A 17,634-nucleotide genomic window follows, 5' to 3' on the forward strand; every position below is an offset into this window, starting at 1 on the left:
GGAGCTGGCCAGGGCCGAAGCCGACAAGAAGAAGGCCGACGACGCCAAGCGCGAGGCCGACAGGCAGAAGAAGGCCGAGGCCGAGCGCGTGGCCCGTATCGAGGCGGACCGCGAGAAGCAGCTCAAGCGCATCATGGGCGAGGCCGGTGCCACCGGCGCGCCGGGCAGCACCGGGACCGCGGCGCAGACCGCCGGGCCCTCGGCCAGCTACGCGGGCCGCATCAAGGCGAAGATCATGCCCAACATCGTCTTCGCCGACGAGGTGAGCGGCAACCCGCTGGCCTCGGTCGAGGTGAAGGTCGCACCGGACGGCACGATCGTCGGCCGCCGGCTCGTCAAGAGCAGCGGTGTCGCGGCCTGGGACGACGCGGTGCTGCGCGCGATCGACAAGACCGAGGTCCTGCCGCGCGACACCGACGGCCGCGTGCCGCCGGCGATGGTGATCGACTTCAGGCCGCGCGACTTCTAGCCGTAGCACCCATCGCCGGGCCGGCGCCGCCCGACAGCTTCGGCCACAGCCACGCGTCGACAGCCAGCTTGCCCGGCCCCCACAGCACCACCGCCGCCAGCAGGCAGCCCCACAGCTCGTGCTGGGCCAGCGCGGCCGGCGCGATCTCCTCGAGGCTCAGCACCGCGATCACGTTGACGACCGACAGGCCCAGCGCGCCGAAGCGGCCGAACAGGCCCAGCACCAGCAGCACCGGCAGCACCAGCTCGCCGCCCGTGCCCATCAGCGCGGCGACGTGGGGCGACAGCAGCGGCACCTTGTACTCGTCCTGGAACAGCGCGAGCGTCGTCTCCCAGTCGGCGATCTTGGTCAGGCCCGACCGGAAGAAGGCCGCGCCGACGTAGAGCCGCGCCGCCAGCAGCGCCACGGGTTGCAGGGCGTCGAGCGCGCGCGTCGCCAGCCGCGCCAGGGACAGCGGCGCTTCGAGCCAGGTCGGGGTCATGATGGGTTCTCCTCGGGGGATTCGTCGATGGGCTCGGCCTTCCACAGCCAGCCTTGTTGCAGGGCCCGGACCAGCCAGGCGTTGAAATCGAAGTCGTCGCCGGCCGCGGCCAGCGCGACGGCCACCGACCGGCCATCGTGCAAGGCGCGCATCCAGGCGTGGGACGCGGCGTCGAGCGCGCTGACCTGGGCGCGCCAGCCGGCCCGCGCCACCACCACCGACTCGCCGCGTCCGGCGGCCAAGGCCTCGCGCACCGGCGCGAAGGCATCGTCGCCGGTGGCGTCGCCGCGATCCTGGTGGGCGGCATGCAGGGTCGCGATCGGCCAGTCGCTCGCCAGCAACTGCAGCGACGGCACGAAGCGCAGCCGCAGCGACTCGGGCGGGCGTTCGGCCAGCAGCGCCAGCGTCTCGCGCTGCAGGTCGGCATCGGCCGCGGACTCGCAGCGCTGCACGGCAGCGTCGAGCCGCGCGCAGTCGCCAAGATAGGGCCAGGGGTCGAAGTCGCGCTCGGCCTCGATGAAGGCCGGCAGGTCCTGGCCCCATTGCGCCAGGTCGCCGCGCGGCGGCGGCGAGGCGCGCCACAGCGCGCGGGCCAGCACGGCGAAATCTTCCACGCCCACCAGCGCCTGCACCGTCGGGTGGGCCGCGGCCAGCGCCCGTTCGGCGATGCCGGCGGCGTTGGCGCGGTAGGCACCGAGGCCGCGCTGCAGGCGGTGGTCGCGCTCGCGCAGGTCCGTCGCCAGCACGGCGACCGCCGGATCGACAGCCAGCAGCGCGCCCAGCAGGCGGCTCTGGCGCTCGGCCTCGCGCAAGGCCGTCATGCGGCCGCCTTCCGCGGCGACGCTTCGCGCTGCACGGCCGCAGCGCGTTGCGCCTCGTCCAGCAGCACCTCGAGCGCCGGCACGTCGGTGTCCCACTCGATCAGCGTCGGCACGCGGCCGAGCCGTTGCACGGCATGGCGATAGACGGCCCACACCGGCTCGTGGACGCGGCTGCCGTGGTCGTCGATCACCAGGTCGCCGGTGTCGCAGTAGCCGGCGAGATGGATCTCGCCGATCGCCGCCGCCGGCAGCGCATCGACAAAGGCGCAGGCCGCGGCGACCGGCTCGCCGGCCGATGCGTCGGCGCGCTGCGCATTGATCGCATTGACGACGAGGTTGTTGACGTCGAGCAGCAGGCCGCAGCCGGTGCGGCGGGTCAACGCGGCCAGGAACTCGGGCTCGGCCATCGCGTCGGCGTCATCGAAGCTGAGGTAGGCGGACAGGTTCTCGACGAGCAGCGGCCGCCGCAGCCGCTCCTGCACGCGCTGCACGTTGGCGCACAGGATGTCCAACGAGGCCGGCGTGAAGGCGATCGGCAGCAGGTCGGCGCCGTGCACGACCGTGGTCGACCCGGGCAGCGGCGCGCGCGCGAAGCAGGCGTGGTCCGAGACGCGGACCGGCTCGACGCGGTCGACCAGGCGCGCCAGGCGCTCCAGGTGCCAGTCGTCGATGCCGACGACCGAGCCGAGCGCCAGGCCCACGCCGTGCACGCTGACGGCATGCGTCTCGCGCACGCCCGACAGCACCGCCAGCGCGGCCCCGCCGTCGGCGAAGAAATTCTCGGAATGGACCTCGACGAAGCCGAGCGCCGGTCGGCGCCCGGCCCAGTCGCGGTAATGCGGCTGACGCAGGCCGATGCCCACGTCGATGCCGGCTCCGGAAGCGGGCGAGTTCATCGCGAGCCCGTCAGCGTCCGGTACGCCGCATCACTGCCTGGATCACTTCTTGGTCTTGGCCTTGGCTTCGGCAGCGCTCAGGCCGCCGGCGGCCTTGCAGGTGCCCTTGGCGACGTACTTCCACTCGCCGGAGTCGTTGTCGGCCTTGGACTGGCCGGCGCACGAGTGCGAGCCCGACAGGTTGGCGCAGTCGTTCTGCCCCGCCTTGGCGATGCCGTAGCACTTTTCCTTGCCCGAGTCCTGGGCGGCGGCCGGGCCGATCAGGCCGAGCGCGAGGATGGAAGCAAGGGCGGACGATGCGATCAGACGTTGGCTCATGGGTCACTCCTTTGAGGTTGCGCGCCGCGACATGGGCGACAGCAGTCTGTCGGACGTGCCGAAAGATTCTTACACTGCGCGTCCATGACCGACCTGCCCGCCCTGCTGGAAACGCTGCGCCCGCAACTGCTGCGCTACGCGCAGCTGCAGTTGCGCAACCCGGCCTGGGCCGAGGACGCGGTGTCGGAGACGATGCTGGCGGCCCTGGAGAAGCCCGAGTCCTTTGCCGGCCGCGCGCAGCCCAAGACCTGGCTGATCGGCATCCTCAAGCACAAGCTCGTGGACCAGGTGCGCAAGCACTCGCGCGAGGTCCAGGTCAGCATCGACGACGACGACGGCCAGGCGCTCGAGGACGGCCTGTTCGACGAAGGCGGCCACTTCCGCGAGACGCCGGCCGAGTGGGGCGACCCGCAGGCCGTGGTCGGGCAGACCCAGTTCATCAAGGTGCTCGACGCCTGCGTGGAAAAGTTGCCCAATCAGCTGGGTCGCGTCTTCCTGATGCGCGAGTGGCTGGAACTCGACACCGACGAGATCTGTAAGGAGCTGTCGGTCACGCCGACGAACCTGTGGGTCATGCTGCATCGAGCCCGGTTGCGGCTGCGGGAATGCCTGCAGATCAACTGGTTCGGCCAGCCTGCCCTTGCACCATCAGCCCCAGCCAAGCCGAAGACCCGATGAAGATCTTCCTTCGCCGCACCTGCCGGGAAGCAGCGTACCTGACCACCTCGCGGCGCGACCGCGAGCTGGCGCTGGCCGACCGCGTCGCCCTGCGGCTGCACCTGATGGCTTGCAAGGCCTGCCCGCGCTTCGAGCGGCAGATCAAGCTGATGGACAGCGCGATGGGCAGCTGGCGCGGCTACGTCGAGGGTGACGGGCGCTTGTGACCCTCGGGGCAGCTCGGTCCCGCTCACCGCTCCCGCGCGGCTTCGCTTCCGATTCGTTGGATCGGCGACAGCAGGTACTCTCCCTGACTAGTACTTGGCTTGAGGACTCGCTCGACAAAGCTCGCGGTCTTGTAGGTTTGAGCTGCAAACGCCGGGCCGGATAGAAGGCGTGGGCGAGAGGCAATCGGCGGACAGGAGTGCTCGGCCGCTTCGAGCCAGGGTGAACGCCCGCCCGAGATGTTTCCCTGACCGCGGTCCATCATGTAGCCCACCCGCTCGGCGATCACTTCCCTGGTCTGCAGGTCGATCACCTTGAGAGAGCTACCGGCTATCCAGTGCTCGCGCTCGCCGCGCGTGGAGATGTCGTCGTAGGTCACGCCATAGCGCGGCGTGGCACTTGACCCTGGCACCTTGCTAACGACGAACTCCGTCCTCTTGAACTTCTCGCCATTGCCTCCGACCAGTGGGCTTGCGACCGATTCGTACTCCTGAACGGACCCCGTGTACCTGTACCTCTGGCCGTCCGCGACGTCGATAGCGTCTACGTAACGGTAGCCCTTCAAAGGGGGTGGTGCGCCAGCGACCGGAAGTCCCTTGCTTGCAGCCTCTCTGTGGCTGCCGGCCAAAAACGTCTGGATGTAGCCCACACCGCCGAGGTCCCGGCCATAGGGATCGTCCAAAGCGAACTGCCGTTCTTGGCTGTGTCCAAAGTTGATCGTGTTCGGCCGCAGCTTGAGGAGAAAGATGCCTTCGACGTTGTCCACTGTCCGATGGATGAACTCCCCAGCCTTCTTGCAGCGCTCCGCGAACATCGCCTCGGCCCGGGCCAGGCGCTCCTTCCCCTGGGCACCTGGGCCGCTGCTGCAGGCCGTGAGCCAGGGCAAGGCGAGGCAGGCCAGCAGCCACGGCCATCGGGGCCGGCATCCGCCTCCTGCGCTCATGCCGCGCCGTAGCCGCCGCCGCCCGGCGTCTCGATCACGAACACGTCGCCCGGCTGCATCTCGACCGAGCCGATGTGCGCCAGCGGCTCGACTCGGCCGTCCGCCCGCTCCACGCGGTTGATGCCGACCGCGCCCGGCAGGCCGCCGGCCATGCCGAAGGCCGGCACGATGCGGCCGTTGGACAGGATCGAGGCGGTCATCGGCTCGAGGAAACGCACGCGCCGCACGCCGCCGTCGCCGCCGCGGTGCGCGCCGGCGCCGCCGGAGCCGGCGCGGATCGCGTAGCTGTCCAGACGCACCGGGAAGCGGAACTCCAGCACCTCGGGGTCGGTGAGGCGCGAGTTGGTCATGTGGGTCTGCACGACGCTCGTGCCGTCGAAGTCCTGGCCCGCCCCGCTGCCGCCGGAGATGGTCTCGTAGTACTGGTGGCGCGCGTTGCCGAAGGTGAAGTTGTTCATCGTGCACTGGCTGGCCGCCATCACGCCCAGCGCGCCGTAGAGCGCATTGGTGATGCAGGTCGAGGTCTCGACGTTGCCGGCCACCACCGACGCCGGCGGCCGCGGGTTGAGCATCGAGCCTTCGGGGATGATGACGCGCAAAGGCTTCAGGCAACCGGCGTTGAGCGGGATGTCGTCGCCGACCAGCGTGCGGAAGACATACAGCACCGCCGCCATGCACACCGCGGTGGGCGCGTTGAAGTTGTTCTCCAGCTGCGCACTGGTGCCGCTGAAGTCGATCTCGGCGCTGCGGGCGGCGGCGTCGACGCGGATCGCGACGCTGATGCGTGCGCCGTTGTCCAGCGGCAGCGTGAACGCGCCGTCCTTCAGCTTCGTGATGACGCGGCGCACCGACTCCTCGGCGTTGTCCTGCACGTGGCCCATGTAGGCCTGCACGACGTCGAGCCCGAACTGCGCGACCATGCGGCGCAGCTCCTGCACGCCTTTCTCGTTGGCGGCGATCTGCGCCTTCAGGTCCGCCAGGTTCTGTTGCGGGTTGCGCGACGGATGAGGCCCGCTGGACAGCAAAGCGAGGATCTCGGCCTCGCGCAGTCGGCCGGCCTGCACCAGCTGGACGTTGTCGATCTGCACGCCCTCCTCCTCGATGCGCGTCGAGAACGGTGGCATCGAGCCGGGCGTCACGCCGCCGATGTCGGCGTGGTGGCCTCGGCTGCCGACGTAGAACAGGATGGCCTGCCCGGCTTCGTCGAAGACCGGAGTGACGACGGTCACGTCGGGCAGGTGGGTGCCGCCGTGGTAGGGGTCGTTGAGCGCGTAGACGTCGCCCGGCTGCATGCGCCCGGCGTTGCCGGCGATCACCGTCTTGATCGACTCGCTCATCGAGCCCAGGTGCACCGGCATGTGCGGCGCGTTGGCGATCAGCTGGCCCTGGGCGTCGAACAGCGCGCAGGAGAAGTCCAGCCGCTCCTTGATGTTCACCGAGTAGGCGGTGTTCTGCAGCTGCAGGCCCATCTGCTCGGCGATGTTCATGAACAGGTTGTTGAAGACCTCCAGCATCACCGGGTCGACCGTCGTGCCGATCGCGAGTCGCTGCTCGCGCGGCTGCACGCGCTCGAGCACCAGGTGGTCGAGCGCGGTGACCCGCGCGCGCCAGCCGGGCTCGACGACCGTGGTGGCGTTCTTCTCCGCGATGATCGCCGGGCCGTCGACGAAGAGGCCCGGCCCGGCCTGCTCGCGGACGACCAGCGCCGCGTCGTGCCAGCGGCCGCCGCTGAAGAGCTTCACCGTCTGGGCCACCGGGGCCGCGGCCGGCGGCGCCATGGCCTGCGCGGCCTCGGACGGCAGCTCGCCGGCACCGACGGCCTCGACCGACACCGCCTCGACGACCAGCGCGCGCTCGGCCATCAGGAAGGCGAAGCGCCGCCGGTAGGCCGCCTCGAAGGCCGCGCGCAGGTCGTCGGGGGCGCCGAAGGGCACGACCAGCGCCGAGTCCGTGCCCTCGTAGCGCAGGTGCACGCGGCGATGCGTGCGCACGGCGCCGCTGCCGATGCCCTGGCGGCGCAGTTCGGCCTCGGCCTCGCCGGCCAGCGCGTCGAGCCGCTGCACGACGGCGGGAAGCGCGTCCGCCAGGCGCTGCTCGACGGCGGCCTCGCGCATCACGCTCTGGTCGGCCAGGCCCATGCCGTAGGCCGACAGCACGCCGGCCAGCGGGTGCGCGAACACCCGGTCCATGCCCAGCGCATCGGCCACCCGGCAGGCATGCTGCCCGCCGGCGCCGCCAAAGCACTGCAGCGTGTAGCGCGTGACGTCGTAGCCGCGCGCCACCGAGATCTTCTTGATCGCATTCGCCATCGCGCCGACCGCGATGTCGATGTAGCCCTCGGCCACTTCTTCCGGCGCGCGCTTCGTGCCGGTGGCCTGCTCGATCCGCGCCGCCAGCTCGGTGAACTGCCGGACCACGACCTCGCGGTCCAGCGGCGCGTCGGCCGCCGGGCCGAAGACCTTGGGAAAGTAGGCCGGCTGGAGCTTGCCGACCATGACGTTCGCGTCGGTCACGGCCAGCGGCCCGCCGCGCCGGTAGCAGGCCGGGCCCGGATTGGCGCCGGCGCTCTGCGGCCCGGCCCGCAAGCGCGCGCCGTCGAACGACAGGATGGACCCGCCGCCGGCCGCAACCGTGTGGATGCTCATCATCGGCGCGCGCATGCGCACGCCGGCCACCTGGGTCTCGAAGGCGCGCTCGAACTCGCCGGCGTAGTGGCTGACGTCGGTCGAGGTGCCGCCCATGTCGAACCCGATCACGCGGTCGAACTCAGCCAGCTGCGCCGTGCGCACCATGCCGACGATGCCGCCGGCCGGGCCCGAGAGGATCGCGTCCTTGCCCTGGAAGGCGTGCGCGTCGGTCAGGCCGCCGGACGACTGCATGAACAGCAGCCGCACGCCCGGCATCTCGCCCGCCACCTGGTCGACGTAGCGGCGCAGGATGGGCGAGAGGTAGGCGTCGACCACCGTCGTGTCGCCGCGACCCACCAGCTTCATCAGCGGACTGACCTGGTGCGACACGCTGACCTGCGTGAAACCCGCCTCGCGTGCCAGCCGCGCCGCCGCTTCCTCGTGCGCCGTGTAGCGGTAGCCGTGCATGAAGACGATCGCCACGCTGCGCAGGCCGGCGTCGAAGGCGGCCCAGAGGCGCTCGCGCAGGTGGGCTTCGTCTAGAGGCATCACCACGCTGCCGTCGGCGGCCAGCCGCTCCTGCGCCTCGATCACGCGGCAGTACAGCAGCTCGGGCAGCACGATGTGGCGGTCGAAGAGGCGCGGCCGGTCCTGGTAGGCGATGCGCAGTGCATCACGGAAACCCCGGGTCGTGACCAGCAGCGTCGGCTCGCCGCGGCGCTCGAGCAGCGCGTTGGTGGCGACGGTGGTGCCCATCTTCACGCACTCGACCCGGTCCGGCGTGATCGGCTCGGCGGGCTTCAGGCCCAGCAGGTGGCGGATGCCGGCGAGCGCCGCGTCGCGGTACTGCTCGGGGTTCTCGGACAGCAGCTTGTGGGTCACGAGGCTGCCGTCCGGGCGCTTGCCGACCACGTCGGTGAAGGTGCCCCCGCGGTCGATCCAGAACTGCCAGCGCGTCGTCGCTTCCATGCTGCGCACTCTACTAGCGGCTGAAGACCCCGCAATTCCGGCTTTCGGCGCGGGCCGCCGCTCCTAGCATCGCCGCCATGACCGACCTGTCGTCCCCGCCGCTGACCCTGGTGAACCTGCCGGGCGCCGACCCGCGCCCGGACGATGCGTCGACCTCGTCGACAAAAACGCGCCACGCCCCGTTCTGCTGGCCGACGCCGCCGTTCGCCGCCTACCCGCAGACCGGCGAGCAGACCCAGGCCCAGCCCTGCACCATCGAGGGCCTGAACGGCAAGCTGGTCCACGGCCGGCTGATCCAGTTCGTGCCCGAGGAGAGCGTCGCCAACGTGCAGGTGCCGCCGGCCCGCACGACGCTGCCGCTGCAGTTCGGCCAGTTCCGCAGCCTCGCGCTGACCGAGCCGCTGCAGCCCACCGCGTCGCACGGCGACGACCCCCACGCCGCGATGCTGGGCCACCGGCCCCGCACGCGATTCCGCCTGATGCTGAAGGCCGGTGCGCCGCTGGAAGGCGAGACCATCGGCCATGTCGAGACCGCCTTCGGCCTGTTCCTGTTTCCGCCCGCCGACGACAGCGACGCGGTGATCCGCCTCTTCGTGCCGGCCGAGGCGCTGGTCGCCACCGAGATCGGCCCGCGCCTGGGCGAGCTGCTGATCGAGAGCCGCGCTGCCACACCCGAGCAGGTGCAGGAGGCCGCGCAGATGCAGCAGCAGCTGCGCAGCCAGAAGCTGGGCGACATCCTGGTCACCCAGCGCATCGTGACGTCGGACCAGCTGCTGGCCGCGATCGCGCAGCAGAAGCAGATGCCGATGGTGCGCATCGGCGAGGCGCTGATCGCGCTGAAGCTGATCAACGCCGCGCAGCTGGACGAGGCGCTGGAGCAGCAGAAGGCCGACCGCAGCGTGCCGATCGGCGAGCTGCTGATCCGCCTGGGTCGCGTCTCGCGCACCGATCTGCAGACCGCGCTGGCGCGCAAGATGGGCTATCCGCTGGTCGACGTCGGCGCCTTCCCGATCGAGGCCGATGCGCTGCGCAAGCTGCCGCATCCGGTGGCCGAGCGCCTGAACGCGCTGCCGCTGCTGCTGCGCGAGGGCACGCTGGTCGTCGCCGTCGAAGACCCGTCGCGGCGCGCCGCGATCGACGAGATCGAGTTCGCGAGCCAGTGCAAGGTCGCGCCGGTGCTGGCGCGTCCGCACGACATCGAGGCCGCGCTGCGCGAGGCCTACGCACGCATCGGCATCGAGATCGCCGGCCACAGCGCGCCGATCGACGCCGGCGGGTTCGACTTCGGGCCGGCCGACACCAACAAGCTGCTCGAGAGCCTGGAGCGCGAGAACGCCGACCAGCAGAAGCGCGAGCTCGGCGAGAAGCAGATCGAGCAGAGCGACAACTCGCTGGTGCGCCTGATCCACACGATGATCATCGAGGCGCACAACCAGGGCGTCTCCGACATCCACATCGAGAACTACCCCGGCAAGGACAAGCTCAAGATCCGCTTCCGCAAGGACGGCCTGCTGCGTCCCTACCTGGAGCTGCCGCACACCTATCGCAACGCGATGATCGGGCGCATCAAGATCATGTGCGACCTCGACATCTCCGAGCGCCGCAAGCCGCAGGACGGCAAGATCAACTTCGCCAAGTTCTCGGCCGGCCACAAGCTCGAGCTGCGCGTCGCCACCATCCCCACCAACAACGGCCTCGAGGACGTGGTGATGCGCCTGCTGGCGTCGGCGCGGCCGGTGCCGGTCGACAAGCTGGGCCTGAGCGCACGCCACCTGGCGCAGCTCAAGGACGCGATGGAGCGGCCCTACGGCCTGGTGCTGTGCGTCGGCCCGACCGGCTCGGGCAAGACGACCACGCTGCACTCGGCGCTTTCACACATCAACGTGCCCGAGCGCAAGATCTGGACCGCCGAGGACCCGATCGAGATCACCCAGCCCGGCCTGCGCCAGGTGCAGGTCAACCCCAAGATCGACTGGACCTTCGCGAAGGCGCTGCGCGCCTTCCTGCGCGCCGACCCGGACGTCATCATGGTCGGCGAGGTGCGCGACGAGGAGACCGCGCGCATCGCGATCGAGGCCTCGCTGACCGGTCACCTGGTGCTGTCCACGCTGCACACCAACAGCGCGCCCGAGACCGTGACGCGCCTGCTCGACATGGGCATGGACCCGTTCAACTTTGCCGACTCGCTGCTGCTGGTCGCGGCGCAGCGCCTGGTGCGCCGCCTGTGTGCCGACTGCCGCAGCAGCCGCCCGATGAGCGACGAGGAGGTCGAGGAACTGCTCGACGACCACCTGTTCGTGCAGCATCCGCAGGATCCGGTGGCCGCGCGCACCGCGCTGCGCGAGGGCTGGCTGGGCCGCTACGGCCGCGACGGGCGGCTCACGCACTTCCACAGCCCGGGCTGCCACGCCTGCGGCCACACCGGCTACCGCGGCCGCTGCGGCATCCACGAGCTGATGCCGATCTCGCGCGAGCTGCGCCGCCTGATCCAGACCGGCGCGCGCGCCGAGGAGCTGCAGCAGGTCGCCCTCACCGAGGGCATGCACACGCTGCGCCAGGACGGCATCGAGAAGGTACTGCAGGGCCTGACCTCGATCGACGAGGTCCGGGCCACCAGCAACGTCTAGCGCCGGCTCAGGCGGCGGCTGCGCGCGTGCCCTGGCCGCGCAGCCAGCGCAGCTGCAGCACCAGGCCGACCACGTAGATCAGCATCAGCGTCCCGTAGATCGGCTTGAACTCCGGCGCCTCAGCGTTGGGCAGCACGGGCGCGCCCAGCGGCACGCGCGTCAGCGTCTCGGTGAAGGCCGGGATCATGTGGAACAGCATCGTCGACGTGTAGGCGATCGCCTGGGCCTGGCGCGACCACGCGCCCAGCAGGCCCTTCAGCTCGATCGCCGCGCCCGCGGCCAGCGCCAGGATCGTCAGGATGGACAGCACGTGCGGCGGTCCGAAGCCGCCGTGCTGGAAGATGCCCAGGCCGGTCAGCGCCGTCAGCAGCGTGGTCACGACATAGGTTTTGCCGGGCGGTCTGGCGAGCGCGATCTCCTTGTGGCGCGCCAGGGCCCACACACCGGTCGCGACGGCGACCAGGCTGATCAGCGTGTGCACGATGCCGAGGGAAGTCAGTCCGAACATCGAAGGCTCCTCGCGAGAGTGGACAAACGGACCCGCTGCAGGAAGACGCGGCTAGACCGGCACCAGGAAGTCCCTGCTGATGCCGACGCCCAGGTCGCCGACGCGGTCGAGGAACTGCGTCAGGAAGGCGTGCAGGCCGGTGGCCAGGATCTCGTCGATGCGACCGAAGCTCAGGTCGGCGCGCAGGCGGCCGGCGCGGCGCAGGGTCTCGTCGCTCTGCTCGTTGGCCACCATCTTGAGGTTGCCGACGAGCTCGTTCATGCAGGCCGCCAGCGAGCGCGGCATGTCGGCGCGCAGGATCAGCAGCTCGGCGACCTTGTCGGGCCGGATCACGTTGCGGTAGACCTTGCGGTAGACCTCGAAGCCGGACACGGTGCGCAGGATCGCGCTCCAGTAGTAGAAGTCGACCTCGACCGGCTCGCGCTGCTCGCGCACGCCGAAGAACTCGCTCTGGGCGCCATGGAACTTGACGTCCAGCAGCCGCGCCGTGTTGTCGGCGCGTTCGAGGAAGGTGCCGATGCGCAGGAAGTGGAAGCTCTCGTCCTGCAGCATCGTGCCCAGCGTCACGCCGCGCGACAGGTGCGAGCGGAACTTGACCCACTCGAACAGCTCCGACGGGTCGCGGTGGAAGTCGCCGCCCGCCACCAGGCGCTTGAACTCGAGCCAGGTGGTGTTGGCGGTCTCCCAGACCTCGGTGGTCAGCGTGCCGCGCACGGCGCGCGCGTTCTCGCGCGCGGCGCTGAGGCAGGAGTAGATGCTCGAGGCGTTGGTCTCGTCGCGCACCATGTAGTCCATCACCTCGCGCGCGTTCACGCTGGTGTGCTTGCGGTGGTAGTCGCGCGTCAGCTCGCTGATCGACAGCAGGCCGCGCCAGCCCTGCTCGGTGGCCTCGCTGGATTGCGGCAGCAGCGAGGTCTGGTAGTTGACGTCGAGCATGCGGGCGGTGTTCTCGGCGCGCTCGGTGTAGCGGGCCATCCAGAACAGGTGGTCGGCGGTGCGGGACAGCATGGTTCTCTCCTCCCTCAGGCCTCGAGCATCCACGTATCTTTGGTGCCGCCGCCCTGCGAGGAGTTGACGACCAGCGACCCCTCCTTCAGCGCGACGCGCGTCAGCCCGCCGGGCACCATCTGCACCGTCTTGCCCGACAGCACGAAGGGCCGCAGGTCGATGTGGCGCGGTGCGACGCCGCTCTCCACGTAGGTCGGGCAGGTCGACAGCGCGAGCGTGGGCTGGGCGATGTAGTTGCTGGGGTTGGCCAGCAGCTGCGCACGGAAGGCCTCGACCTCGGCCCGGCTGGCGGCCGGCCCGACCAGCATGCCGTAGCCGCCGGCACCGTGCACTTCCTTCACGACCAGCTCGGACAGATGCGCCAGCACGTACTTCAGGTCCTCGGCGTCGCGGCAGAGGTAGGTCGGCACGTTGTTCAGGATGGGCTTCTCGCCGAGGTAGAACTCGATCATCTTCGGCACGTAGGGGTAGATCGACTTGTCGTCCGCGACCCCGGTGCCGACCGCGTTGGACAGGTTGACGTTGCCGGCACGGTAGACGTCCAGCAGGCCGGCGCAGCCGAGCGTGGAGTCGGGCCGGAACACCTTGGGGTCGAGGAAGTCGTCGTCGACGCGGCGGTAGATCACGTCGACGCGCCGCGGCCCCTGGGTCGTGCGCATGTACAGGTAGTGGTCCTTGACGAACAGGTCCTTGCCCTCGACCAGCTCGACGCCCATCTGCTGCGCCAGGAAGGCATGCTCGAAGTAGGCGCTGTTGTACATGCCCGGCGTGAGCACGACGACGGTCGGCTCGTTGACGCCGCTGGGCGCCACCGCCCGCAGCGTGTCGAGCAGCAGGTCGGGGTAGTGCGCCACCGGCGCCACGCGGTGCAGGCTGAACAGCTCGGGGAAGAGCCGCATCATCATCTTGCGGTTCTCGAGCATGTAGCTCACGCCGCTGGGCACGCGCAGGTTGTCCTCGAGCACGTAGTAGCTGCCGCTGCCGTCCGGGTTGGCGGCGCGGACGATGTCGATGCCGGCGATGTGCGAGTACACGTCGCCGGGCACCGAGACGCCCATCATCTCGGGCCGGAACTGCGCGTTCTTGAAGACCTGCTCGCCGGGCACGATGCCGGCCTTGATGATCTCCTGGTCGTGGTAGACGTCGTGGATGAAGCGGTTGAGCGCGTTGACGCGCTGCTTCAGGCCCTTCTCCATCTCGCGCCATTCCTGCGCGGGGATGATGCGCGGGATCAGGTCGAAGGGGATGAGCCGCTCGGTGCCCGAGCCGTCCTCGTCCTTGGCGCCGTAGACGGCGAAGGTGATGCCGACGCGGCGGAAGATCATCTCCGCCTCTTCGCGGCGCGCCTTCATGGCCTCGGCCGGCTGCTGCGCGAGCCAGCGGTCGTAGCCAGCGTAGTGCGCCCGCACGGCACGGTCCGCAGCGTGCATCTCGTCGTACTTCGTCATCGTGTCTCCCACGCGCCGAGGTTTAGCAGGGATTGTGCCAAGCGGTCCTCTGCCGGTGATGGTGTCAGGCCGGGCGCGTGGAGACGCGCACGGTGAGTGTGTGCCGTCCGCCGCCGCGGATCACGCCGCTCAGGGGCGTGACGTCGCGGTAGTCGCGGCCATGGGCCACCCGCACGTGGCCGGTCCCGGCCACGCAGTCATTGGTGGGGTCGAGTTCCAGCCAGTCGCTGCCGCTGCCGTCGGCGCGCGGCAGCGCCACCGCCACCCAGGCATGCGAGGCGTCGGCGCCCTGCAGGCGCGGCTGGCCCGGCGGCGGGTCGGTCAGCAGGTAGCCGCTGACGTAGCGCGCCGCCAGCCCCAGCGAGCGCAGCGCGCCGATCATCACGTGGGCGAAGTCCTGGCAGACGCCGCGCTTCTGCTCGAAGGCCTGCAGCATCGGCGTGTCGACCTCGGTGCTGGCCGGCTCGTAGGTGAACTCCTCGTGCAGCCGGTGCATCAGCGCGCAGGCGGCTTCGTCCAGCGGCCGGCCCGCGACGAAGGACGGCGCCGCCCAGGCCTGCAGCACGGCAGCCCGCCCCACCAGGCCGGAGTCGTAGACGAACTCCGCCGCCGCATCGAGCGGCCGGCCGGCCTGGTAGCGCCAGTGCTCGCGCGCGGCCTCCCAGGGCATCGCCGGCGGCAGCGGCGGCGACGGCGCGAGCCGGACGCGGCTGACGGCGCGCACGCACAGCGACTCGTGCGGCACCGTCAGCGAGAAGTGGCCGAGCGCATTGCCCCAGGTGTCGACGCGCTGCTGCACGCGTGCCGGAGCCGGGTCGATGTGCAGGGCGAAGTCCAGCAGCTCCTGGGCGCCGTCGCCGCGCGGCTCGAGCATCGCGATGTGATGGGCCAGCTCGACCGCACTGCCGTAGGCGTAGGTGGTCTCGTGCTCGACGATCAGTTCGGCCGGCCCGGCCCCGGCCGGTGTCGGCGCCGGGGCTTCCGTCGCCTCAGACCGCAAGATGCTGTTCATGCGATCCGGCCAGCGCGAAGTAGCGCCGGCCCACCTCGTCGGACAGCCGCATGCCGGCATCGGCCAGGCGGTCGGCCAGCGCCACCACGCGCGCGTCGTCGACCTGGGTCTCGTCGCCGCCCTGGTGGGCCTGCTCGCACAGCTCGACCAGCGTCGCGCCGGCGCCCGCCGCCGGCAGCAGGGCCAGCAGGCCCGCGGCGGCTTGCGGGCCGCCGGGCAGCTTGCCGATCTCGGTGCGCAGGCGCCGCAGCACGCAGCCCAGCGCCCGCGGGTTGGCCTCGTCGATCACCAGCAGGTCCAGCAGCGCCAGCGCCTCCTGGCGGCCGGGATAGCGGGCGCGGTAGGTGATGCTGCTGTCGAACAGGCGCAGCAGCAGGTCGAAGCCGTGCGTGGTGTGCACCGCGCCGCCCTCGAAGAAGGCCCCGAGCGCACCGCCCATCGCGATCAGGCGCTCGGCCAGGCGGCCGATGGTCAGCAGGCGCCAGCCGTCGTCGCGGGTCATGCGGTCGCTCTGCGCGCCGGTCACCGCCGCGAGCTGCTGCGCCAGGCGCTCCAGCGCGGCCTGCAGTTCGTCGCTGGCGAAACCGACGCCGGTCGGCTCGGGGCCGGGCGCGATGCCGGCCCACAGCATGCGCGCGTTGAAGTCCTCGGCCATCGCGCGCACCAGGGCGGCGTGCTCGGGCGACAGCCGGTCGCGCAGCGCGCCGACGGCGCGGTCCAGCGCGGCCAGGTTGTAGGCGATGCTCTGCTGCTCGTGCGCGTCGGCCAGCCCGGCCACGACGGCGCGCTCGAACACGCGCGGCGACTGCGTCAGCGAGGGCACGCCCCAGGGCGCCAGGCCGCTCAGCTGCGCCAGCAGCGACATCGCGTCGAGCACCGGTGCCGGCGTGTCGTCGTCCTCCTCGACCAGCGTGACGCTGGCCAGCGCGATGCGCACCAGGTGTTCGGTGCGCTCGGTGTAGCGGCCCATCCAGAACAGGTTCTCGGCGGTGCGGCTCGACACGGCGCGGCGGTGGCCGGCGATCTCGTCGGGCCTGAGGCGCTGCGGCAGCATCGAGTAGGTGTCGACCGGGCCGTCGCGCAGCACCCAGGTGTCGAGGCTGGCGCCGCCCTGCTGCATGGACACCGCATGCGGGTCGCGCGCCGCGATGCGCGTCATGCCGCCGGGCAGCACGCGCCAGCCGCCGCGGCCGTCGGCGATGGCGTAGACGCGCAGCATCGCCGTGCGCGGCCGCAGCGCGCCGCCCTGCCACCACGGGGTCTGCGAGAACGGCAGGTAGCGCTGCAGCGTGTGCAGGTCGGGGTCGGCCTCGATGCGCGCGCGCCAGGCCTCCAGCTGGTCGTCCGACAGCGTCGATCCGATCGCCGGCTCGAAGTCGCGGCCCGGCACGCCGGGGAAGGTCGGACGGATGACGCGCGCGGCCAGCTCGTCCTGCGTGGCCTGCCAGGCGGCGTCCTCGCCGCACCACCAGGTCGGCAGCGCCGGCAGCGCGAGCGGCTCGCCGAGCAGCCGCTCGGCCAGCGCCGGCAGGAAGCCCTGCAGGCCGGGCGACTCGAGGAAGCTCGCACCCAGCGCATTGGCCATCGCCAGCTTGCCGGCGCGCAGCACCTGCAGCAGTCCGGGCACGCCGAGCGCGGAGTCGGGCCGCAGCTCGAGCGGGTCGCACCAGGGGTCGTCCAGTCGCCGCAGCAGGCCGTGCACCGGCTCCAGTCCCTGCACGGTCTTGAGGTAGAGCCGCTCGTCGCGCACCGTCAGGTCGCCGCCCTCGACCAGCGACAGGCCGAGGTAGCGCGCCAGGTAGGCCTGCTCGAAGTAGGTCTCGTTGTACGGCCCCGGCGTCAGCAGCGCGAGCCGCGGCGAGGCGCAGCCGTCGGCCGCGGCGATGGCCTGGGCCGGCAGCAGCAGGCTGTCGACGAGGCAGCGGTAGCTGGACGCGATGTGCTCGACCTGCAGCTCGCGGAAGGCCTCGGGGAACTGGCGCGAGACGATCAGCCGGTTCTCCAGCACGTAGCCCAGGCCCGACGGCGCCTGGCTGCGCTGCGAGACGATGGACCAGCTGCCGTCGGGGCCGCGCGCGATGTCGAAGGCCTGCACGTGCAGGCGCACGCCGCTGGCGGGCTCGATGCCCTGCACCGCGCGCAGGTAGCCGGGATGCCCCAGCACCAGCGCAGCCGGCAGCAGGCCTTCGCGCAGCAGCCGCCGCTCGCCGTAGCAGTCGGCCAGCACTGCCTCGAGCAGGCGCGCGCGCTGCGCGATGCCGGCCTCGATCTGCCGCCAGTCGGCCGGCTCGATCAGCAGCGGCAGCGGCCCCAGCGACCAGGGCCGCTGGCTGGAGCCGCCCTCGCCGAGGGCCTGGTAGACGTTGTAGGTGACGCCGTCGCGGTGGATCTGCTGGGCGATCTGCTCGACGCGGCGGTCGAAGCCCTCGAGGCCCTCGTCGCCGATCAGCCCGAAGAAGCGTTGCCAGGGTTCGCGCAGATGCTCGCCCTTGGGGTCCAGCAACTCGTCGTAGTGGCCGCTCTCGGCCGGCATCGCGGCCCAGAGCACGCCCTTCGCCACCGCGGCCCTGGCGTCCGCGGTGTCGGCTTCTGGCGAGGACTGCGGCACCGCAGCGGCGGGGATGG

14 protein-coding genes and 1 pseudogene (1 of these 15 running past the window's edge) are annotated in these 17,634 nt (G+C 71.1%); 4 read left to right on the forward strand and 11 right to left on the reverse strand.

Annotation, left to right across the window (positions count from 1 at the left end; genetic code table 11):
- A pseudogene (tolA, locus tag QZV97_RS00435) lies at positions 1-469 on the forward strand (cell envelope integrity protein TolA); it begins 326 nt to the left of the window's first position.
- On the opposite strand, the gene QZV97_RS00440 reads toward tolA, so the two are convergent.
- The 4 genes from QZV97_RS00440 to QZV97_RS00455 are packed head-to-tail and all read right to left on the reverse strand — an operon-like array spanning position 450 to position 2,985.
- A complete protein-coding gene (locus QZV97_RS00440) occupies positions 450-950 on the reverse strand; it encodes a DoxX family protein (protein WP_295636552.1) in 501 nt (166 codons plus the stop codon). The pseudogene tolA and the gene QZV97_RS00440 overlap by 20 nt on opposite strands.
- Positions 947-1,771 (reverse strand): DNA-binding domain-containing protein, encoded by an 825-nt coding sequence (locus QZV97_RS00445; RefSeq protein WP_295636555.1) that lies wholly within the window; start codon positions 1,769-1,771, stop codon positions 947-949. The genes QZV97_RS00440 and QZV97_RS00445 overlap by 4 nt, the downstream gene beginning before the upstream one ends.
- Positions 1,768-2,667 carry a DUF692 domain-containing protein gene (locus QZV97_RS00450; RefSeq protein WP_295636558.1) on the reverse strand — a complete coding sequence of 300 codons (900 nt, stop codon included), beginning with the start codon at positions 2,665-2,667 and terminating at the stop codon, positions 1,768-1,770. The genes QZV97_RS00445 and QZV97_RS00450 overlap by 4 nt, the downstream gene beginning before the upstream one ends.
- Positions 2,668-2,709: 42 nt before the next feature.
- A complete protein-coding gene (locus QZV97_RS00455; protein WP_295636561.1) occupies positions 2,710-2,985 on the reverse strand; it encodes a DUF2282 domain-containing protein in 276 nt (91 codons plus the stop codon).
- Between the two features lie 84 nt (positions 2,986-3,069).
- Here QZV97_RS00455 and QZV97_RS00460 point away from each other — a divergent pair, with 84 nt between their 5' ends.
- Together QZV97_RS00460 and QZV97_RS00465 are read left to right on the forward strand one after the other, a co-directional pair.
- Positions 3,070-3,663: a sigma-70 family RNA polymerase sigma factor gene (locus QZV97_RS00460; protein WP_295636564.1), complete on the forward strand. Its 594-nt coding sequence runs from the start codon at positions 3,070-3,072 to the stop codon at positions 3,661-3,663.
- Positions 3,660-3,869, forward strand: coding sequence for a zf-HC2 domain-containing protein (locus tag QZV97_RS00465; protein ID WP_295636567.1), 210 nt, complete (start codon positions 3,660-3,662; stop codon positions 3,867-3,869). The genes QZV97_RS00460 and QZV97_RS00465 overlap by 4 nt, the downstream gene beginning before the upstream one ends.
- Before the next feature lie 23 nt (positions 3,870-3,892).
- On the opposite strand, the gene QZV97_RS00470 is transcribed toward QZV97_RS00465, so the two are convergent.
- Both QZV97_RS00470 and QZV97_RS00475 read right to left on the reverse strand, forming a co-directional pair.
- Positions 3,893-4,681, reverse strand: coding sequence for a hypothetical protein (locus QZV97_RS00470; RefSeq protein WP_295636570.1), 789 nt, complete (start codon positions 4,679-4,681; stop codon positions 3,893-3,895).
- A gap of 125 nt (positions 4,682-4,806) precedes the next feature.
- Positions 4,807-8,406 carry a hydantoinase B/oxoprolinase family protein gene (locus QZV97_RS00475; RefSeq protein WP_295636574.1) on the reverse strand — a complete coding sequence of 1,200 codons (3,600 nt, stop codon included), beginning with the start codon at positions 8,404-8,406 and terminating at the stop codon, positions 4,807-4,809.
- 77 nt (positions 8,407-8,483) lie between these two features.
- Here QZV97_RS00475 and QZV97_RS00480 point away from each other — a divergent pair, with 77 nt between their 5' ends.
- Positions 8,484-11,033: an ATPase, T2SS/T4P/T4SS family gene (locus QZV97_RS00480; protein WP_295636577.1), complete on the forward strand. Its 2,550-nt coding sequence runs from the start codon at positions 8,484-8,486 to the stop codon at positions 11,031-11,033.
- A 7-nt stretch (positions 11,034-11,040) separates the two neighbouring features.
- Here the strand turns inward: QZV97_RS00480 and QZV97_RS00485 are convergent, their stop codons facing one another.
- The 5 genes from QZV97_RS00485 to QZV97_RS00505 all read right to left on the reverse strand — a co-directional run bounded on the left by QZV97_RS00485 (position 11,041) and on the right by QZV97_RS00505 (position 17,617).
- The gene (locus QZV97_RS00485; protein ID WP_295636579.1) at positions 11,041-11,541 is read right to left on the reverse strand and encodes a hypothetical protein; all 501 of its coding nucleotides are present in this window, start codon (positions 11,539-11,541) and stop codon (positions 11,041-11,043) included.
- Positions 11,542-11,592: 51 nt separating this feature from the next.
- On the reverse strand, positions 11,593-12,549 hold the full coding sequence (locus QZV97_RS00490; RefSeq protein WP_295636582.1) for an alpha-E domain-containing protein: 957 nt from the start codon (positions 12,547-12,549) through the stop codon (positions 11,593-11,595).
- Between the two features lie 14 nt (positions 12,550-12,563).
- On the reverse strand, positions 12,564-13,997 hold the full coding sequence (locus tag QZV97_RS00495) for a circularly permuted type 2 ATP-grasp protein (RefSeq protein WP_295636586.1): 1,434 nt from the start codon (positions 13,995-13,997) through the stop codon (positions 12,564-12,566).
- Positions 13,998-14,061: 64 nt separating this feature from the next.
- Positions 14,062-15,009, reverse strand: a complete 948-nt coding sequence (locus QZV97_RS00500; RefSeq protein ID WP_295636589.1) for a transglutaminase family protein — start codon at positions 15,007-15,009, stop codon at positions 14,062-14,064.
- On the reverse strand, positions 14,987-17,617 hold the full coding sequence (locus tag QZV97_RS00505; RefSeq protein ID WP_295636591.1) for a circularly permuted type 2 ATP-grasp protein: 2,631 nt from the start codon (positions 17,615-17,617) through the stop codon (positions 14,987-14,989). The genes QZV97_RS00500 and QZV97_RS00505 overlap by 23 nt, the downstream gene beginning before the upstream one ends.
- Positions 17,618-17,634: the final 17 nt, after the last annotated feature.

This window comes from uncultured Methylibium sp. (assembly GCF_902826655.1).
GTDB lineage: Bacteria > Pseudomonadota > Gammaproteobacteria > Burkholderiales > Burkholderiaceae_C > Methylibium.

Coding starts and splice junctions, on each gene's coding strand:
- QZV97_RS00455 (WP_295636561.1), bottom strand. CDS start 2,985: ATGAGCCAACGTCTGATCGCATCGTCCGCCCTTGCTTCCATCCTCGCG.
- QZV97_RS00495 (WP_295636586.1), bottom strand. CDS start 13,997: ATGACGAAGTACGACGAGATGCACGCTGCGGACCGTGCCGTGCGGGCG.
- QZV97_RS00480 (WP_295636577.1), top strand. CDS start 8,484: ATGACCGACCTGTCGTCCCCGCCGCTGACCCTGGTGAACCTGCCGGGC.
- QZV97_RS00490 (WP_295636582.1), bottom strand. CDS start 12,549: ATGCTGTCCCGCACCGCCGACCACCTGTTCTGGATGGCCCGCTACACC.
- QZV97_RS00460 (WP_295636564.1), top strand. CDS start 3,070: ATGACCGACCTGCCCGCCCTGCTGGAAACGCTGCGCCCGCAACTGCTG.
- QZV97_RS00465 (WP_295636567.1), top strand. CDS start 3,660: ATGAAGATCTTCCTTCGCCGCACCTGCCGGGAAGCAGCGTACCTGACC.
- QZV97_RS00445 (WP_295636555.1), bottom strand. CDS start 1,771: ATGACGGCCTTGCGCGAGGCCGAGCGCCAGAGCCGCCTGCTGGGCGCG.
- QZV97_RS00500 (WP_295636589.1), bottom strand. CDS start 15,009: ATGAACAGCATCTTGCGGTCTGAGGCGACGGAAGCCCCGGCGCCGACA.
- QZV97_RS00485 (WP_295636579.1), bottom strand. CDS start 11,541: ATGTTCGGACTGACTTCCCTCGGCATCGTGCACACGCTGATCAGCCTG.
- QZV97_RS00475 (WP_295636574.1), bottom strand. CDS start 8,406: ATGGAAGCGACGACGCGCTGGCAGTTCTGGATCGACCGCGGGGGCACC.
- QZV97_RS00450 (WP_295636558.1), bottom strand. CDS start 2,667: ATGAACTCGCCCGCTTCCGGAGCCGGCATCGACGTGGGCATCGGCCTG.
- QZV97_RS00440 (WP_295636552.1), bottom strand. CDS start 950: ATGACCCCGACCTGGCTCGAAGCGCCGCTGTCCCTGGCGCGGCTGGCG.
- QZV97_RS00470 (WP_295636570.1), bottom strand. CDS start 4,681: ATGTTCGCGGAGCGCTGCAAGAAGGCTGGGGAGTTCATCCATCGGACA.